The 18,937-nt window shown below is 64.0% G+C and carries 15 protein-coding genes and 1 tRNA gene; 10 read left to right on the top strand and 6 right to left on the bottom strand.

The window, feature by feature from the left end; all coding sequences use genetic code 11:
- Nucleotides 1-13 precede the first annotated feature (13 nt).
- The 4 genes from kdpB to ASE85_RS00190 are packed head-to-tail and all read left to right on the top strand — an operon-like array spanning nt 14 to nt 6,040.
- The gene (gene kdpB / locus ASE85_RS00205; protein ID WP_056681751.1) at nt 14-2,050 is read left to right on the top strand and encodes a potassium-transporting ATPase subunit KdpB; all 2,037 of its coding nucleotides are present in this window, start codon (nt 14-16) and stop codon (nt 2,048-2,050) included.
- 11 nt (nt 2,051-2,061) lie between these two features.
- The gene (kdpC, locus tag ASE85_RS00200) at nt 2,062-2,652 is read left to right on the top strand and encodes a potassium-transporting ATPase subunit KdpC (protein ID WP_056681748.1); all 591 of its coding nucleotides are present in this window, start codon (nt 2,062-2,064) and stop codon (nt 2,650-2,652) included.
- Nucleotides 2,649-5,318, top strand: coding sequence for a sensor histidine kinase (locus tag ASE85_RS00195; RefSeq protein WP_056681745.1), 2,670 nt, complete (start codon nt 2,649-2,651; stop codon nt 5,316-5,318). Before kdpC ends, ASE85_RS00195 begins: the two co-directional genes overlap by 4 nt.
- Complete coding sequence (locus tag ASE85_RS00190; protein ID WP_056681742.1) at nt 5,315-6,040, top strand: response regulator; 726 nt, start codon at nt 5,315-5,317, stop codon at nt 6,038-6,040. Before ASE85_RS00195 ends, ASE85_RS00190 begins: the two co-directional genes overlap by 4 nt.
- A 165-nt stretch (nt 6,041-6,205) precedes the next feature.
- Here ASE85_RS00190 and ASE85_RS00185 read toward each other — a convergent pair whose 3' ends face one another.
- Nucleotides 6,206-8,083, bottom strand: coding sequence for a potassium transporter Kup (locus ASE85_RS00185; protein WP_056681739.1), 1,878 nt, complete (start codon nt 8,081-8,083; stop codon nt 6,206-6,208).
- Between the two features lie 185 nt (nt 8,084-8,268).
- Between ASE85_RS00185 and ASE85_RS22750 the strand changes: the two genes are divergently transcribed.
- Nucleotides 8,269-8,415, top strand: a complete 147-nt coding sequence (locus tag ASE85_RS22750; protein WP_156358143.1) for a hypothetical protein — start codon at nt 8,269-8,271, stop codon at nt 8,413-8,415.
- A 212-nt stretch (nt 8,416-8,627) separates the two neighbouring features.
- On the opposite strand, the gene ASE85_RS00180 is transcribed toward ASE85_RS22750, so the two are convergent.
- The 3 genes from ASE85_RS00180 to ASE85_RS00170 form a co-directional block, all read right to left on the bottom strand.
- Nucleotides 8,628-8,702, bottom strand: a tRNA-Glu gene (locus ASE85_RS00180).
- A 294-nt stretch (nt 8,703-8,996) separates the two neighbouring features.
- A complete protein-coding gene (locus tag ASE85_RS00175) occupies nt 8,997-9,797 on the bottom strand; it encodes a SapC family protein (protein WP_056681736.1) in 801 nt (266 codons plus the stop codon).
- Between the two features lie 117 nt (nt 9,798-9,914).
- Nucleotides 9,915-11,354, bottom strand: coding sequence for an FAD-binding oxidoreductase (locus ASE85_RS00170; RefSeq protein WP_056681732.1), 1,440 nt, complete (start codon nt 11,352-11,354; stop codon nt 9,915-9,917).
- A 79-nt stretch (nt 11,355-11,433) separates the two neighbouring features.
- On the opposite strand from ASE85_RS00170, the gene ASE85_RS00165 reads away from it, so the two are divergent.
- Nucleotides 11,434-11,868, top strand: coding sequence for a hypothetical protein (locus ASE85_RS00165; RefSeq protein WP_056681731.1), 435 nt, complete (start codon nt 11,434-11,436; stop codon nt 11,866-11,868).
- Between the two features lie 124 nt (nt 11,869-11,992).
- Complete coding sequence (locus tag ASE85_RS00160) at nt 11,993-13,513, top strand: DEAD/DEAH box helicase (RefSeq protein WP_056681728.1); 1,521 nt, start codon at nt 11,993-11,995, stop codon at nt 13,511-13,513.
- A 164-nt stretch (nt 13,514-13,677) separates the two neighbouring features.
- Here ASE85_RS00160 and radC read toward each other — a convergent pair whose 3' ends face one another.
- The gene (gene radC / locus ASE85_RS00155) at nt 13,678-14,373 is read right to left on the bottom strand and encodes a RadC family protein (protein WP_056681724.1); all 696 of its coding nucleotides are present in this window, start codon (nt 14,371-14,373) and stop codon (nt 13,678-13,680) included.
- Nucleotides 14,374-14,505: 132 nt separating this feature from the next.
- Here radC and ASE85_RS00150 point away from each other — a divergent pair, with 132 nt between their 5' ends.
- From ASE85_RS00150 to ASE85_RS00140, 3 genes are read left to right on the top strand one after another with little or no spacing between them, the layout of a single operon-like run.
- Complete coding sequence (locus ASE85_RS00150) at nt 14,506-17,736, top strand: intermembrane phospholipid transport protein YdbH family protein (protein WP_056681721.1); 3,231 nt, start codon at nt 14,506-14,508, stop codon at nt 17,734-17,736.
- A complete protein-coding gene (locus tag ASE85_RS00145) occupies nt 17,733-17,921 on the top strand; it encodes a YnbE family lipoprotein (protein WP_056681718.1) in 189 nt (62 codons plus the stop codon). The genes ASE85_RS00150 and ASE85_RS00145 overlap by 4 nt, the downstream gene beginning before the upstream one ends.
- Nucleotides 17,918-18,319 carry a YdbL family protein gene (locus ASE85_RS00140; RefSeq protein ID WP_056681716.1) on the top strand — a complete coding sequence of 134 codons (402 nt, stop codon included), beginning with the start codon at nt 17,918-17,920 and terminating at the stop codon, nt 18,317-18,319. Before ASE85_RS00145 ends, ASE85_RS00140 begins: the two co-directional genes overlap by 4 nt.
- Nucleotides 18,320-18,591: 272 nt before the next feature.
- Here the strand turns inward: ASE85_RS00140 and ASE85_RS00135 are convergent, their stop codons facing one another.
- On the bottom strand, nt 18,592-18,897 hold the full coding sequence (locus ASE85_RS00135) for a metalloregulator ArsR/SmtB family transcription factor (RefSeq protein ID WP_056681712.1): 306 nt from the start codon (nt 18,895-18,897) through the stop codon (nt 18,592-18,594).
- Nucleotides 18,898-18,937: the final 40 nt, after the last annotated feature.

The raw sequence follows: 18,937 nt of genomic DNA, 5'->3' as shown, positions 1-18,937 counted from the left end.
TCGGAGCATATCAATGGCACGCACAGCGTCCAAATCGCTCTTCACCGCCGACCTGATCGTTCCCGCGATCGGCGACGCATTCCGCAAACTTAATCCCAGGGAGTTGATCCGCAACCCGGTGATGTTCACGACGGCGGTCGTGGCGGTGCTGCTGACCGTCCTGCTCGTCGTCGGGCAGGACGGGCTGGCCGTGGGCTTCAAGCTCCAACTGGTCATCTGGCTCTGGCTGACGGTGCTGTTCGGCACCTTTGCCGAGGCGCTTGCCGAAGGGCGCGGCAAGGCGCAGGCCGCTTCGCTGCGCGCCACCAAGGCGGAACTGATCGCCAGGCGCCTGAACGGTGATGGCCGCGAGGTCGAGACCGTCCCAGCCAGCGCCCTGAAACTCGGCGATATCGTGCTGGTCGAAACCGGCGACCTGATCCCGGCCGACGGCGAGGTCGTATCGGGCGTCGCGTCCGTCAACGAAGCAGCCATCACCGGCGAGTCCGCGCCGGTGATCCGCGAGGCTGGCGGCGACCGTTCCGCCGTGACGGCGGGCACCCGCGTCATTTCAGACGAGATAAAGGTGCGCGTGACCGTGAATCCGGGGCAGGGCTTCCTGGACCGTATGATCGCGCTGGTGGAAGGCGCCGAGCGGCAGAAGACGCCGAACGAGATCGCGCTGACGCTGCTGCTGGTGGGCCTCACCATCATCTTCCTGATCGCGGTCGGCACCATTCCGGGTTTTGCAAGCTATGCCGGCGGCTCCATCCCGGTGGCGATCCTCGCCGCGCTGTTGATCACGCTGATCCCGACCACCATCGCGGCCCTGCTGTCGGCCATCGGCATTGCCGGCATGGACCGTCTGGTACGCTTCAACGTGCTCGCCAAGTCGGGCCGCGCGGTCGAGGCGGCAGGCGATATCGATGTCCTGCTGCTCGACAAGACCGGCACGATCACGGTCGGCGACCGGCAGGCGACGGAGTTCCGCACCGTCGGGGGGACGTCGCAGACAGGCCTGGCCGAAGCGGCGCTGCTCGCCAGCCTGGCCGACGAGACGCCGGAGGGCCGTTCGATCGTCCTGCTCGCCCGCGAAAAGTTCGGCCAGACCGCCAACGCGCTGCCGGAAGGCGCGGAGGTCATTCCCTTCACCGCGCAGACCCGCGTGTCCGGTGTCACCTTCAACGGCTCCACGATCCGGAAGGGCGCCGTGGATTCCATCCTGCGCGCCTGTCCCGACGCGGCCAGGACCGCCTCTGCGAGCGAATTGCGCCGCATCAGCGATGAGATCGCCCGCGCGGGCGGCACGCCGCTGGCCGTGGCGAGGGATGGCGAACTGCTCGGCTGCATTTTCCTGAAGGATATCGTCAAGGCCGGCATCCGGGAGCGTTTCGGTGAATTGCGGCAGATGGGCATCCGCACGGTGATGATCACCGGCGACAATCCGCTGACCGCCGCCTCCATCGCGGCAGAAGCAGGCGTGGACGATTTCCTCGCCCAGGCGACGCCGGAGGACAAGCTGGCCCTGATCCGCAAGGAACAGGAAGGCGGTCGCCTGGTAGCCATGTGCGGCGACGGCACCAACGACGCGCCCGCGCTGGCGCAGGCTGACGTCGGCGTCGCCATGAATACCGGCACGCAGGCGGCCCGTGAGGCAGGCAATATGGTCGATCTCGACAGCGATCCGACCAAGCTGATCGAGGTTGTGGGTCTGGGCAAGCAATTGCTGATGACACGCGGTGCGCTGACGACCTTTTCGGTTGCCAATGACGTGGCCAAATATTTCGCGATCATCCCGGCCATGTTCGTTGTGCTTTATCCGGGGCTGGGCGTGCTCAACGTCATGGGCCTGGCTACGCCACAAAGCGCCATCCTTTCAGCGATCATCTTCAACGCGCTGATCATTCCGTTTCTGGTGCCCCTCGCCCTGAAAGGTGTCACCTACCGCCCGATCGGGGCCGGACCGTTGCTGGCGCGCAATCTCGCAATCTATGGTCTGGGCGGCCTGATCGCGCCCTTTGTCGGCATCAAGATCATCGACCTGGCCGTTAACGGCCTCGGCCTTGCCTGAGGAACAAGATCATGAACAAGGACATATTGACGTCTCTCCGGCCGGCGCTGGTCATGACGATCCTCTTCGCCATCCTGCTGGGCCTTGCCTATCCGCTGGCGCTCACCGGCATCGGCCAACTCGTCTTCCCGTCGCAGGCCAATGGCAGCCTGATCCAGCAGGACGGCAGGTTTGTCGGATCGGCATTGATCGGTCAGGGTTTCTCGTCCGACCGCTATTTCAGTTCGCGTCCTTCGGCGGCGGGCGGTGGCTATGACGGGCTGGCCTCTTCCGGTTCCAACCTTGGCCCTACGAGCCAGGCTTTGATCGCGCGGGTGAAGGCGGACAGGGACGCGCTGACCAGGGCCAACCCGGGCAGGCCGATCCCCGTCGATCTGGTGACCGCATCGGGTTCCGGCCTCGATCCCGACATTTCGCCCGACGCCGCCTATTATCAGGTCGATCGGATCGCGCGGGTGCGGAGCATGGATGTCGGCAGGGTCAAGTCTCTGGTCGACCAGACCATCGAAAGGCCTTTGTTCGGCATCCTTGGCGAACCGCGCGTCAATGTGCTGGAAATCAATCGACGCCTGGATCGGATTGGCGCTAGCAAGACAGAATGAACGATCCCGATCGCAGAGATCCCGAAGCCTTCCTGCGTGTAGCCGCGCAGGAAGGGCGTGGCCGCCTCAAGATATTCCTGGGTGCGGCGCCGGGGGTCGGCAAGACCTATGAGATGCTGACCGACGGCATGCAGCGGCGCAAGGCCGGGATCGACGTTGTCGTCGGCGTCGTGGAAACCCACGGCCGCAAGGAGACCGAAGCGCTGCTGATCGGTCATGAGATCATCGCGCGACGAAGCATGGACCATATGGGCCAGCAACTGGGCGAGATGGATATCGACGCCATTCTGGAGCGTCGGCCTGCGCTGGTACTGGTCGATGAACTGGCCCACAGCAATGCCGTCGGCAGCCGTCATCCCAAGCGGTATCAGGATGTCGAGGAATTGCTCGACGCCGGCATCGACGTCTATTCCACCGTCAATATCCAGCATGTGGAAAGCCTTAACGACGTCGTCGCGTCCTTCACCCGCATCCGTGTGCGCGAGACGGTGCCGGATTCCATCCTTGAGATGGCCGAGATCGAGATGGTCGACATCCCACCGGATGAACTGATCGAGCGGCTGAAGGAGGGCAAGGTCTATATCCCGCAGGAAGCGACGCGGGCGCTCAACCACTTCTTCTCCAAGTCCAATCTGACGGCCTTGCGTGAAATGGCGCTGCGGCGGGCCGCGCAGGCCGTCGATGCGCAGATGCTGGACTATGTCCGGGCGCACGCGCTGGCGGGCAGTTTCGCGGCGGGCGAGCGAATTCTGGTGGCGATCAGCGAGGTACCGAGCGCGCAGGGGCTGGTCCGTGCCGCCAAGCGGCTGGCGGACGCGCTCAAGGCGCCATGGTCTGCCGTCCATATCGAAACGCAGCGCAGCCTGGCCTTTACGCCGCAGGAACGCGCGCAACTGGCCGATACTATGGCGCTGGCATCCCGCCTGGGCGCGACGACAGCCACCATCCCCGCGCCCTCCGTCATCGATGGGCTGCGGCATTATATCGGCGATGCCCGCGCGACGCAGATTGTCATCGGTAAATCGGCCCGGCCCTGGTGGTTCGAAATGCGCCACGGGTCGGTCGTCGATCGGCTGGTGCGAGAGGTCGGCGATGTCGCCGTCCATGTGCTGCCCGGCGACGACCCTGCTCGCAGGACGGCCAGCGCCCGCAAGATCATCGGGCAAGGCTGGGGCAACCCGATCGACTATATATGGTCGACGTTGATGATCGTCGGGATGACGGCGCTCGGCCGGCTTCTGATCGAGATCATCGACCTGGGCAATATCGCCTTGCTCTATTTGATCCCGGTCATGTTCGCGGCCGCGACGTTCGGGTTGCGCGCCGGCCTGTTCGCGGGGCTGTTGTCCAGCCTGGCCTATAATTTCTTCTTTCTTCCACCCACGGGCACGCTGACCGTCAACAACCCGGAAAATGTCATCAGCATCCTGGTGCTGCTCGGCGTGGCAATCGTGACCAGCCAATTTGCCGCGCGGGTGCGGGCACAGGCGGACCTTGCCCAATCCAGCGCGCGCCAGAATGCGGCGCTGGCAGGCTTCTCGCGCCAGTTGACGGCTTCGGCGAGCCAGGAAGAATTGATGCAGGCGATCTGCGCGGAAGTGTCGCGGCTGCTCTCCGTACGGACCGTGTTGCTGCTACCGTCCCGCGACGGTCCCGCACTGCGCGCGGCCTTCCCGCCGGAGGATCGCATGGAGCAGATCGAAAAGGCGGCCGCGCAATGGGCGATGGACAATGAACAGCCGGCAGGGCGCGGTTCATCCACGCTGACCGCATCGGACTGGCTGTTTCACCCCCTGCGCACGACGCGGGGCGTATTGGGCGTGCTGGGACTTGCGCGCGAGGACGCAGGGGCGCCGCTCCGCTCCGATCAGATACCCCTGCTGATGAGCTTGCTCGATCAGGCGTCCATCGCCTTCGACCGCATGGCGCTTGAGGAGGAAATGCTGGACGCCCGCCAGATCCGCGAGCGTGACCGGCTGCGTTCCGCGCTGCTGTCATCGGTCAGCCATGACCTGCGCACCCCGCTTACGACCATCATGTCCGCCATCCATGAACTGAAGCGGCAACAGCCTTCGGACCTGCTCGATACCGTCGATGCCGAAGCCCGGCGTCTCAATCGCTTCGTCGCCAACCTGCTCGACATGGCCCGCGTAGAGGCGGGCGCCTTGCCGCTGAAGGTCGAGCCGACCGATCTGTTCGATGCCGTTGCGGGTGCGGTTCACGATACCCGCCAGTCCCTGATCGGGCATGAGGTGAAGGTGGATATCCTGCCCGATATCCCTCTGGTCAGGGTAGACCCGATCCTGCTGCACCATTGCCTTATCAACCTGCTCGACAATGCCGGGCGCTATGGCGACCCCGGAACGCCTGTCGTCGTACGCGGGCTGCGTCTGCCCGATGCGATCGCCCTGTCCGTTCTGGATGAAGGGCCTGGTATCCCGACCGGCGCTGAAACGCGGGTGTTCGACACCTTCACACGGCTGGAGGGGTCCGACCGGATCAAGCATGGCACCGGCCTTGGCCTCGCCATCGTCAAGGGTTTTGCGGAAGCGATGGGCCTGAAGGTATCGGCGACCAACAATCACGAACCTTTCGGCGCCTGCTTTACCATAACCATCCCGCAGGCGTTGATCATCACCGAGCTTCCCCAAGAGGATATCCCATGAACATGCGTCACAAGGTGCTGATCGTCGATGACGAACCGCATATCCGCAAGCTGATCCAGGTCGCGCTTGGTCGCGCCGACTATGCGACGGTCGAGGCGGGGAATGCGCGCGAGGCGCTGGACAAGCTGAAGGAGGAGCGGCCCGACATCAGCCTGCTCGATCTTGGTTTGCCGGATCGCGATGGCCTCGAACTGGTGCCGCTCTTCAAGCAACAATCCGACACGACCCTGATCATCATATCGGCGCGCGATGCGACCGATCAGAAGGTGGCCGCGCTGGACCTGGGGGCGGACGATTATCTGACCAAGCCTTTCGACACCGAAGAACTGCTGGCGCGCGTCCGCGTGGCGCTGCGCAACCGCATGACGAAGGGGGGCGGCGTGTCGATGGTCCGTGCAGGAGACGTCGAGATCGATCTGATCGCCCGCACCGTGCTCAAGGCCGGCAAGGAGGTCCATCTGACCCCCAAAGAATATGCGGTCCTCGTGCAGCTCGCCAAATTCCCCGGCCGGGTCATTACCCATGACCAGATCATGGGGCATGTCTGGCCTAACGAGAAAGAGCATCATGTCGAATATCTGCGTGTGCTGGTCCGCACCCTTCGACAGAAGCTGGAGGCCGATCCACAACGGCCGCGCATCATCGGCAATGAACTTGGCATCGGCTATCGCCTGCGCTTCAACGTCGAAGGCGAGACAGAGGAGTTTGCTTCGGGAGCCTGATGCGAGTCCGACGGCATGATCGGGGCGCCGACGCACCGTGTGTGTCGAGGTACAGGCGCCCGGCTGGTCGACTGTCCGGGCGGGCAGGGAGGGGCAACCACACCCTCCATAGGGTTTTTACTATCGCCATGGGCGGCTTCACCGTCACTGGGCTGTGACAGCAGTTCAAATCTCGACCTGAGACCCCAGTTCCACCACGCGGTTGGTCGGCAGTTTGAAGAATTCCATCGGCGTTTCCGCGTTGCGGATCATCCAGGCGAACAACTTCTCGCGCCAGATCGCCATGCCCGGTTTTGCGGATGCGATCAGGGTCTGGCGGCTGAGAAAATAGCTCGTATCGCTGATGTTGATCGGGCCGCCGCAGCCTTTCACCGTCTTCATCGCGGCAGGCACGTCCACCTCTTCCATGAAACCGTGGCGCCACACGATCCGATAGAAGTCTTCGCCCCAGTCGGTGATCTCTTCCCGGCCCGTGAGCGGCAGATGCGGCACGGCTTCTGTGACTATGGTCAGGACGATGATGCGTTCATGCAATATCTTGTTATGCTTCACATTGTGGAGCAAAGCCGGCGGTACGCCCTCGACCCGCGATGACAGGAAGATGGCCGTTCCCGGCACACGTTTCAGCGAATGGGACACCGACTGGATGAACAAGGGCACCTCCATGGCGCCCTCGTTCATATGGTGCCGCATGATGGCGCGCCCTTTCGACCAGGTGGTGAGCGCCACGAAGGTCACGGCCGCGACCAGTAGCGGGAACCAGCCACCATCTGGGATTTTCGTGGCGTTCGATGCGAAATATGCGCCATCGATCAGCAGGAACAGGCCCGTCGTCGCCCCGGCCAGCCAAGGGTTCCAGCGCCAGACGCTGAAGGTGAGCACGCCCATCATGCAGGCAGTGATGACCATCGTGCCGGTGACGGCGATGCCGTAAGCGGCTGCAAGATTGCTGGATGACTGGAAACCGATCACGAGCAGCAGCACGAGGATCAGCAGCGTCCAGTTGACCAGCGGCACATAAATCTGGCCGGCGGCCGACGCACTGGTATGGGCGATGTGGATACGAGGCAGGAAGCCAAGCTGGACGGCCTGCTGTGTGACCGAAAAGGCGCCTGAAATAACCGCCTGGCTGGCGATTACGGTCGCCATCGTTGCCAGGATGACGAGCGGGAGGCGCGCCCATTCCGGCGCCAGCAGGAAGAAAGGATTGGCAGCCGCTGCCGGATGATCGAGCAGCAATGCACCTTGGCCCATATAGTTGAGCAGCAGGCAGGGAAAGGCGGCGTACAGCCAGGAAATACTGATCGCCTTGCGACCGAAATGGCCCATGTCGGCATATAGGGCCTCGGCGCCCGTCACCGCCAGCACGACGGAACCAAGGGCCAGAAAGGCGAGCTTGGGATCGATCAGGAAGAAATGGGCAGCCCAATAGGGATTGATGATGCCGATGATCGACGGGTGATCGACAAGATTGATGATGCCAAGCCCCGCCAACACAAGGAAGTAGACAGCCATGATCGGACCGAACAGCAGGCCGACCCTGGCCGTGCCATGTTTCTGAATCAGGAACAGGCCGATGAGGATGACGGTTGCGATGGGCAGGACATAGGCTTCGAAGCCGCTGTTCACGACCGTCAGACCTTCCACTGCGGAAAGCACCGACATGGCCGGGGTGATGATCGCGTCACCATAGAACAGGGCAGTCGCCAGCACTCCCAGGATCGCGATGGCCGGCGTCCATCTGGTGTCGCCGAGCTTGCGCGAGATCAGCGCCAGCAGCGCCATGCTGCCGCCTTCGCCCTTGTTGTCCGCCCGCATGACGATGAACACATATTTGAGCGTGACGAGCAGCGTCATCGTCCAGAATATGAGCGAGAGAACGCCGAAAATATGGTCCCTGTCGACAGCCAGCGGGTGATGGCCGACGAAGCTTTCCTTGAGCGCATAGAGCGGGGAAGTGCCGATGTCGCCGAACACGACGCCGAGCGCGCCCAAGGCCAGGACGGGCAGATTGCCTTGCGATCCGACTTCCTGTCCCGGCAAGTCGCACGGTTGGTCCTTCTTCAATATCCATGCTCGCCTTGTTGGAAACCCGCCATCGCACAAAGCCGCATTATGTTTCCATATGGGCTTTTCGGCATTTGCATATGAATTCCATATGATTTGGCCGGATTGCGATGAAATGCACTGAATAGCCCTTGGTTTTCCGGGCGCCCTGGATCCTGATTTTGAGGACAGGAGACGAAAATTCAGCCGTCGCGGCCATCACGCTCGATCGCCATTGCGACATGGCGCAGGCCGATTGCGCCTGGGTGACGGACATCATCTATGGCCGTAATATAGAGAAACAGGCCATCGCGATCGGTGAGATATAGGGCTTGGTCCGGCCCTGCGGGTTTTCGATCGCAGCGGCGGTGAGCGCCATGATGGTATCTCCTTTTCGAGGAGGGCCGCGCTACCAACAGACATACCATAAAGCTGCTGGTATCCGGTGGTCCAAGACCGCTCCGTATGGGATAGCTATACCATGGAAACCCCAGAATTCCGCCGTTCCCGGCACATTCTGATACTCTCTGGGAGAGGATTTTGGTGACCCCTACGGGAATCGAACCCGTGTTTCAGCCGTGAGAGGGCCGCGTCCTAACCGCTAGACGAAGGGGCCACGTGTCGCGCTTGGCGACCGGTAGGGGGTGGCCTTTAGGAAGGGGGCGGGACCGCGTCAAGCGAAACCCACCGCCTCCTGCTATGCCTCATAAAAAACCACCCCATGCAAGCATGGGGTGGCCAAGGTTCAGGGAGGAGACGTCTCCAAAGGGGGAGACGCCCATACGACACACCCGAAAGGGGGACAGGTGCATCGCATGATTGATAGATAGGGCAGGTCGCATCGCCTTTCAAGGGGAGATGCGATGCCCTTTCCATCAATTTTTCAAACCCTTTCGGGTTAATTTCTCATTCAGGCGTTGGCGGCCTCGGGCGCGGCTTCCACGGCGGCGGGAACGGCGATCGGCCCCTTGCCCTGCGACACCTGTGCCTCGAACACTTCGCGCATCAACTGGAGCGAGAAGAGGTGGGCGTGGATCAGCGGCAGCATGCCGTTCTGGTTGATTTTGCGAAGCTGGTCACCGCGCAGGTCGCGCAGCTTGTCCTCGTTGATCATGCGGAAGCCACGATAGACGAAAGGCTGGTCGGCCACCGGGGTCTGGATGGCGACTTCGCCGTCCATCAACAGGTCCATTTCCTGAAGGTCGCGGACGAACTGGCCGGTACGGGCCGCCGCCTGCTCGAAATCCTCGCAGAATTTCATCACGCCCTGGGTCAGTTCGCTGGGCTTGCCATCCTCGAACAGCGGCTGGCCGTCCTCGAACGCGCCGATCGTGGGCGTGGTGGGGTCGAAACAAAGCGACAGGTCTTCGCTGTCGGGGCGCAGCTTGGCCAGCATCCAGGGATAGCGGCGGACATAGGCCGGGACGTAAGCCGGACCGCGCAGCTTGCCTTCGTCGTCGACGAAGACGTTGACGCCTTCATTGAGGCCCATCAGCAGCAGCGGTACGGCGTCATTGCCGGCCGAAAAGATGATCGGCGCAAAACGCTGCGCCGGGACGAATTCGTCCACGGTCAGCGGGATGGCGTGCTGCGTGACCAGGAACGGCGCCGAATCGGCGGGCTTGGTGCGATAGTCGACATGGTCCACGCTGCTGAGCGGCAGCAGGTCATTGTAGAAGATCGGCAGATTGTTCGCGGGCGCACTGGCCATTTCGGGTCATCCTGTTACGTGCGACCGCTAATTCGATGCGGACCGCGGGCTTGATATTGGGGCAGGGCGATAATGGTCTTGCCCGACAGAGGCAATCTGTTTGTCGATGGCGCGCCTTCAACCTTCACCGGGCAGCGGGATCAGCTTGCCCGGATTGAACAGCCCCATGGGGTCGAACGCCGCCTTGATCGCGCGCAGGGCGCTGATCCGCGCCGGGCTGGCGAGCCGGCCCAGTTCCGCCCGCTTCATCTGGCCGATGCCATGTTCGGCGGAAATGGAGCCGCCGGCGGCAACGACGGCGTCATGAACGAAGGCGTTGATCGCCTGTCCCTGCGCCGCGATCCAGGCCGGGCTGTCGCTCGTGCCCTTGGGCGCGCGGACATGGAAATGGACATTGCCGTCGCCCAGATGCCCGAAGGAGGAGGCGGTGGTGCCGGGAAAGGCGCGCTCGGCCGCCTGCGCCGCCTCGATCATGAAGGCGGGCATCTTGGCCACCGGCACGCTGATGTCATATTGCAGCGCCGGTCCCTGCGCCTTCTCTGATTCCGAAAGCGATTCGCGAATGCGCCAGAAGGCTTCGGCCTGCGCTTCATTGGCGGCAATGGCGGCGTCGACCGCAATACCGCGCTCGAACGCTTCCGCCAGCGCCGTCTCCAGCCGGTCCGACGGGCCGGGTTCGGACAGGTCGGCATGGTCCACCTCGATCAGCACATGCCAGGGCGTGCGCGTCTCGATCGGCGATCGCGTGCCGGGAATATGGCCCAGCACGAATCCCAGCGTCTCGTCCGCGATCACCTCGAACCCCTCGATGCTGTCGCCAAGCATAGTTTCGGCCAGTCGCAGCAGCGCCAGCGCATCGGCAGGCGTCTGCACGCCCACCCATCCCACAGCCCGCGCGGCGATCGCCGGCGCCAGCCTTAGCGACGCAGCGGTGACGACGCCCAACGTGCCTTCCGCGCCGATCAGCAACTGTTTGATGTCGTACCCGCGATTATCCTTCTTCAGCGCGTCCAGCCCGTCGAAGATGCTGCCATCGGGCAGCACCGCTTCGATCCCCTCGACCAGCGCGCGCATCGTGCCGTGGCGCAGCACCTGCGTCCCGCCGGCGTTGGTGGACACCAGCCCGCCGATCGTCGCGGAACCCTTCGCCCCCAAACTCAGCGGAAAGCGCCGCCCGGCTTCCTCGGCGGCGTCATGTAATATGCTCAGGATCACCCCGGCCTCGCACACGGCCAGATTGTCGTCGGGCGACAGGCTGCGTATGCGGTTCATCCGTCGCAGCGACAGGATCAGGGCCGATCCATCGGCGGGAGGTGTCGCGCCGCCCACCATCGACGTATTGCCCCCCTGCGGCACCAGCGCGACACCCAGTTCCGCCGCCAGCGCCACGGTCGCGGCGACCTCCTGCGTCGACGCCGGCGACAGGATCGCGACGGCGGCCCCATGATATCGGCCGCGCCAGTCGCTGACCCAGGGGGCGATATCGTCGGGATCGGTCACGACCCCCTTGGGGCCGAGCAGGGCGACGAAGCGGTCGATACTATCTTGTCCAATCATGGGACGGGCTTATGCCTCGGAATTCATCGACGGTTCAACCATTGGCCGATAGCGTATCCGTCCCATAAAGGGGTCCGTCTTGGTTCATTCCATATTGCTGCTGCTTTCCGCATCGACCGGCGACCCGGTCCAATGGGCGCAATTGTCCATCCAGCAGCGTGTCATCATCCGCGTGCCGATGGTGAAGAAAGGCCGTGCGCCCGCCCGAATCGTACCTGATGCGCGCAATCGCTGGCAGGAAAAAAAGGGGCCGCGCTGCGTCGCGCTGCGCTCCATTCGCGGCGCCAGCATCGTCGTGGACAATGGCGTCGACCTGATTCTCGCCGACGATCATCGCTATCGGGCGCGGCTCGAACGCGGCTGCGACTCGACCGGCTTCTATTCGGGCTTCTATGTGGAGCCGGACGCCGACGGTTCGCTCTGTTCGGGGCGCGACGAATTGCAGGCGCGCAGCGGCCTTAGCTGTGGGATCGACAGTTTCCGCCGCCTCATTCCGGTCGATGACGATGATTGATCCCGCGCCATAGCCGTTCATTTGCGCGATTTTCTTGACAAGAGGCCGATATTTTCGCAATGGCCGCCCGATTTCCGTCTCGCATCCGCGCAGGACGGATAGACCTCCTGTGCCGGACTATTGAATGACTTTTGCCGATCTCGGCCTTTCCGACGAATTGCTCAAGGCCGTAACCGAATCGGGTTACGACACGCCGACCCCAATCCAGGAGCAGGCGATTCCGTCCGTCCTGATGATGCGGGATATTATCGGCATCGCCCAAACGGGCACGGGCAAGACGGCCAGCTTCGTGCTGCCGATGATCGACATTCTCGCCCATGGCCGCGCCCGTGCGCTGATGCCGCGATCGCTCATTCTGGAGCCGACCCGCGAACTGGCGGCCCAGGTGGCCGAGAATTTCGAGAAATACGGCAAATATCACAAGCTCAACATGGCGCTGCTGATCGGCGGCGTGCAGATGGGCGACCAGCTCAAGGCGCTGGAAAAGGGCGTCGACGTGCTGATCGCGACGCCGGGTCGCCTGATGGACCTGTTCGGCCGGGGCAAGATTTTGCTGAACGGCTGCTCGCTGCTGGTCATCGACGAAGCCGACCGCATGCTCGACATGGGCTTCATCCCGGATATCGAGGAAATCTGCACCAAGCTGCCGACGCAGCGGCAGACCCTGCTGTTTTCCGCGACCATGCCGCCGGTCATCAAGAAGCTGGCGGACAAATTCCTGTCCAACCCCAAGTCGATCGAAGTCGCGCGGCCCGCCAGCGCCTCGATCAACATCACCCAGCGGCTGGTGAAGGTCGATTCGCGCAAGAAGCGCGACGTCCTTTGCAAGATGCTCCGGGAAACCGACGTCACCAGCGCAGTCATCTTCTGCAACCGCAAGACGACGGTGCGGGACTTGAACAAGAGCCTGCAACGCGACGGCTTCAAGTCGGGCGAAATCCATGGCGATATCGACCAGGGTTCGCGCATCGCCGAACTGGAACGGTTCCGCGCCGGCACCGTCAATATTCTGGTCGCGTCGGACGTCGCGGCGCGCGGGCTGGACATCAAGGGCGTCAGCCATGTGTTCAACTATGACGCGCCCTGGCACCCGGACGATTATGTCCACCGCATCGGCCGCACCGGTCGTGCCGGCGCATCCGGCGTCGCCTACACGTTCGTTACCGAAGCGGACGCGGAGGCGATCGACAATATCCAGAAGCTGATCGGGACAAAGATCGAACTGGTCGCCGCCGCGCAAGTCGTCGCATCGGTCGAACCGACGCAGGATGAACCGCGTCGTGCCCCGCGCAGCCGTGGCAAGGCGGCTCGCCCCGCACAGGTCGAGGACGCCCCGCGCGAAGACACGCCGTCGCCCGCGCCTCGCGAAGAAAAGCCGCGCGAAGACAAACCGCGCGAAAACAGACCCCGCGAAGACCAGCCCCGCACGGAACGTCCGCGTCAGGATCGCCCGCGCGACAATGGCCAGCGAGACAATGGCCAGCGTGAGGATCGTCCCCGCGACGACCGCCCGCGCTATGCGCAGCCCGATCGCACCGCCTCGGCCCCGCCGCCGCGCCGCCGTAACGAACAGGTCGATGACGGCCCGGACGATGGCTGGAACGGCCCGCTGCCCGAATTCCTGAATTTCGGCTTCAACAACTGACAATATCGAAATGGGCGGATCGGGACATATGTCCTATCCGCCCATTTCCGGTCATGCTGCGCTCGTTGTCGCCGCTGTTTGCCAAAGGCGTTCCGATAGGATCGCCCTTCCGTAATAAAATGTCGTGATCTGCGGGAAATGTGCGAAGTTAAGCGCAGATATTCCTACAACAACCCCTGCGCCCGCAGGCTGGTATGCCCGGTCGCAGCCATGATGATATGGTCGTGCACGGCAATGCCCAGCCGCTTGCCGGCCTCCACGATCTGCCGGGTTATGTCGATATCCTGCCGGCTGGGCGACGGATCGCCCGAAGGATGGTTGTGGACCAGTATCAGCGCCGCCGACCCCAGTTCCATCGCGCGTTTGATCACCTCGCGCACATAGATGGCGGCCTGATCGATCGACCCGTCGCCCATATGATCGTCACGGATCAACATGTTGCGACTGTTGAGGTGCAACACCCGCACCCGCTCGACGCTGAGATACGCCATGTCGGCGCGCAGATAGTCGAGCAGCGCCTGCCAGCTTGCCAGCACCGGCCGCGCCGCCACATCATTGCGTAACATCCGCAGCGCGGTCGCCTGCACGATCTTGATCGCCGCGATGCTGGTGTCGCCCATGCCCGGCACCCGCGCGATCGCGGGCCAGTCGGCGGTCATCAGCCCGCCGATCCCGCCGAACTCGCGTAGCAAAGCCTTGGCCAGCGGCTTCGTGTCGCGCCGGGGAATAGCCAACGCCAGCAGATATTCGATCAATTCATGGTCATGCAGCGCCTCGCCGCCGCTGTCCGCCAGCTTTTGCCGCAACCGGGCGCGATGACCGGCGCCATCCTGCGGGGCTTTTGCATCCTGATCCGCCAATCTCGCCCCCTTCGCCCTTGATCCTGACGCTATGCGTTGCGGAATCGACGGGCAAGGATATTTAAGAGTGCAGGGACGTTATGCTCCCGTTACGGACGGTGACGTCATATCAAGCCGGGGTTGGCCATAGGCATGGAAGAACAGGGCGGCGAAGACAGGGTTCGCCGGGCATGGCTGCGTTGGCTGGGCGTCGGCACGGGGTCGCTCGCGCTGGTGCTGGTCGCGCTCTGGACCCAGCGTGCGCCGATCGCGGAGAATTTCGTCAGCCGCGAACTCAACCGGCGCGGGGTTCAGGCCAATTATGATCTGGTCGATGTCGGTATTCGCACCCAGCGAATCGAGAATATCGTCCTCGGCAATCCCGCCCGGCCGGATCTGACTGCGCGTTGGGTAGAGGTCGACATCGCCTTTGTCGGCCTGACGCCACAGGTCGCGGCGGTCCGCGCCGGCGGCGTGCGCATGCGCGGCTCCTATCATGACGGTGTGTTGCGGCTGGGCGAACTGGACAAGTTTCGTGATCCCGATTCGACCGCGCCGTTCAGCCTGCCCGACATGCTCGTCTCGATCGCGGATGCGCGCCTGACGCTGGACACCGATGCGGGGCGGGTCGGCATGCAATTGGACGGCAACGGCAATCTGCAATCGGGTTTCCGCGGCCGCTTGGCCGCCGCCATGCCGCGTGCCTCGCTTGCAGGCTGCGGCCTGACGCGCGCCACCGCCATGGTCGATATCGCGATGCAGCAGGGTCAGCCCTATCTGTCCGGCCCGCTTCGCGCAGACGCTCTCGCCTGCCGCGATGCCGGCGCGGCGATCGCCCGGCCCGCTGCCGTCATCGACCTCAATCTCAGTCAGACGCTCGACCGCTGGAAAGGCCGTGTCGATCTGTCGGGCGAAGCGCTCAAGGCCAATGGTCTGGTCATGGCCGCCCCCTCCGGTCGGGTCGATTTCGATGGCGCCGCTGCCCGCACTGGCGGTAAACTGCGCATCGGCGCAAAGGCGCTGACGGCGCAAGGGGCGTTGCTACGCGACGCCAGCCTGTCTGGCGACTTCCTGTTCGGCACGGAAGGCAACAGCCTCAAGGGCGAATTGTCGGGCCATGATCTTCACATGGGCGGCCGCGATCCGCTCGCCGGCCTGCGCACGGCCGGCACAGGCACACCGGTCGGCCCGCTCGCCATGCAACTGTCCGATGCTGTCGACCGGGCGGGCAGGGCCAATCACCTGCGCACCCGTTTTGCACTGGTACAAAAGCCATCCGGCGGCAGCGTAATCGTCACCGACGCCGCTCTGGATGCCCGCAGCGGCGCTCGCATCGGCCTCGCCCCGGACAGCCGCGTCACGCTCGCCTGGCCCGGCAGGAAGGGCGGCCTCGACTGGTCGCTTGACGGCGCGCTCAAGACCGGCGGCGGCGGCCTGCCCAACGCCGCGTTGCGGCTGGCGCGGCGGCCGAGCGGCGGTTTCGGCGGCGAATTGTTCGTCGATCCCTATGCCGCCGGCGACGCCCGCCTCAGCCTCGACCGCGTCCGCTTCACCGCCGACTCGAACGGCACCACCCATTTCTCCACCGCCCTGCGGCTCGACGGACCGCTGCCCGACGGCCGGCTGCGCGGCCTCAGCCTGCCGATCGAAGGCCGCATGGCTGCCAATGGCGCGCTGGCGATCAACCCGTCCTGCGTCCCCGTCTCACTGGTCGAGGCGCGCTACGGCGCCTTCGCCCTTGGCCAGACCCGCCAGACCCTGTGCCCGGTCGGCGGCGCGATGTTCGCGACCGGCCCCGCCGGCACCAGCGGCGGCGCGGAAATCCGCGACCTCGCTCTGTCCGGCCGCAATGGCGACAACCCCATGCGCCTGACCGCCGATCATGCCCGCATGATCCTGGGCCGCACCGGCTTTGCGCTCGCCAACCCGGCGCTCATCATCGGCCCGCCCGAAGCCCCCGCCGTTCGCCTCGCCGCCGCCACGCTGGACGGGATCGCGACGAAGGACGGCTTTGCCGGCAAGGTCGGCGGGGCAGGGGGGCAGATCGGCGCGGTGCCGCTCATCATGGAACAGGGCGCGGGCGACTGGAGCTTCGCCAGGGGCGCGCTCGCCTTCCGCGCCGCCGTCACCGTGCGCGATTCACAAACGCCCGCCCGCTTCGTGCCCTTGCTCTCCCCAGACTTCAGGCTGGCGATGAAGGATGGCCGCATCACCGCCAGCGGCTCGCTCACCGCCCCGCGCGGCGGCGCACTGGTCGCCCGCACCGACATCGTCCATGACCTGTCGAGCGCGAAGGGCCATGCCGATCTCATCGTCTCCGACCTCAATTTCGGTCCCAGCCTCCAACCCGAAGACATCACGCCGCTCACGCTCGGCGTCGTCGCCAATGTGAATGCGAAAGTGACGGGGCAGGGCCGGATCGACTGGACCGGCTCCAACGTCACCAGCAGCGGCACCTTCCGCACCGACAACGCCAATCTCGCCGCCGCCTTTGGCCCGGTCGAGGGGCTGTCGGGCGAAATCCACTTCACAGACCTCATCGGCCTCGTCTCCGCGCCGGGCCAGGAAGTGCGCATCGCGAAGGTCAATCCCGGCGTCGAGGTGCAGGACGGCATCGTCCGCTATCGTCTCGAAGCCGGACAGAAGGTTCGCATCGAGGGCGGCGGCTGGCCCTTCTCCGGCGGCAAACTGGACCTGCTGCCCACCACAATGAATTTCGGCGAGGATGTCGACCGTTATCTGACCTTCCGCGTCATCGGGCTGGACGCGGGCGCCTTCATTCAGGCGATGGAACTGGACAATGTCTCCGCCACCGGCACGTTCGATGGCATCATGCCGTTGATCTTCAACGCCAAGGGCGGACGGGTCGCGGGCGGCGTGCTGGTCGCGCGACAGCAGGGCATGCCTCCGCTCATCATGCCCGAAGGCGTGCTGCCCACCATCCCCTGCGATCCCACGCGCCAGTCGGGCGTCCTCTCCTATGTCGGCCCGGTGTCCAACGAGCAGGTCGGCGTCATGGGCAAGATGGCCTTCGACGCGCTCAAGAATCTGCAATATAAATGTCTGACCATATTGATGGACGGCGCGCTGGACGGCGAAATGGTGACGAATGTCGTCTTCAACGGCGTCAATCGCGGAAAATTGGGCGATGCGCCGTCGGGCATCAGCCGCAGTTTCATCGGCTTGCCCTTCATCTTCAACGTCCGCATTTCCGCGCCTTTCCGTGGCCTGATGGGCACCGCCCAATCCTTCATCGACCCGTCGCAACTGATCCAGAACAGCATCGGCGATCAGGTGCAGGGCGAAATGCGCACGGGCGCGCAACAAAATCTTGCGGTTCAGCCTGTGGAAAGCGACAAGGTGCGAAACGGGGAACCGAAATGAAAAAGCGAACGATCATGATGGCGGGTTTCGCCGGGCTGGCCCTCACCGGCTGTATCCAGGTGAAGGCCCCGGACAAGCCCATCGAAATCAACCTGAACGTCAAGGTCCAGCAGGAAGTGGTTGTGAAGCTGCAACGCGACGCGCAGGATCTTATCCAGAATAATCCGGAGTTGTTCCCGCAATGACACGCAAGCTACTGATCTTGGCCGCTAGCGCCGCAGTTGCGCTGGCCAGCGGTCTCCTCATGACTGCCCCCGCACGCGCCCAGTCCGGCGCCGTGGCCGCCGCCATGACGGCCGGCACGGTCGGCGAGCAGGCGGACGGCTATCTCGGCATCGCCGGCACGGTCGGAGCGGACGTTCGCTCCGGAGTGGAAGCGATCAACATCAAGCGCCGCGCCGCCTACACCCAGTTGGCCGGCCAGCGCGGGGTGACGGTACAGGATGTCGCCGCCGCCACCGGCTGCCAGACGCTGAGCAGCCGGGTGAAGCAGGGCCAGGTCTACCGCATCGGCGCCGGCGCCTGGCAGACCAAGGGCGCAGGCGCGATCGCGCTGCCGCCTTATTGCGCGACGGCTGGGTGATCGCAGCGGGTTTTAGGAAACAAAAAAGGCGCGGTGGCCCGGCTACCGCGCCTTTTTTTCTTATGAAGGATACTCCCCTTTTAGATGGGGTGATAATCGCTGGGATGACGGTATTCCGAGCCTTAAACCTCGAAGCCGACCGTCCGCTCTCCACCTGAAATTGCCACTCACCCCCACGTCATCCCGGCCTTGAGCCGGGATCCCGCTTCTTCTCCGGCAAACAAATAGCGGGATGCCGCGTCAAGCCCGGCATTTGCGCACTCATCATCCCCTCAATCCCGCCCCCTTCGCTTCGGACGCGCCTCCACGATCCTTCGCGCCTCCCCGCAATAAGGCGCCAGAAACCCGTACAACTGCCCCGTCAGCGCCTCTGTCATCAGCGTATAGAGCACATATTGCCCGCGCTTCTGTTCGCGCACCACGCCGGCCTCTTTCAGCACCGCCAGATGCTTGGAAATGGACGGCATCGCCATCTCGAAATTGTCGGCGATCTCGCCCACGGTCATTGGTTCGACCGCCAGATATTCCAGGATGCGGCGGCGCGGTTCGGATGCCAGCGCCTTGAAGATCTTGTCCATTCCTATTTAGCTAAATAGCAAATTACGTCCGCGCAACCCC

The sequence above is a fragment of the Sphingobium sp. Leaf26 genome, from assembly GCF_001421665.1.
Taxonomy (GTDB): Bacteria; Pseudomonadota; Alphaproteobacteria; order Sphingomonadales; family Sphingomonadaceae; genus Sphingobium.
The sequence above is the reverse complement of the archived record's forward strand: the minus strand, read 5'-3'. Positions and strand labels throughout refer to the sequence as shown.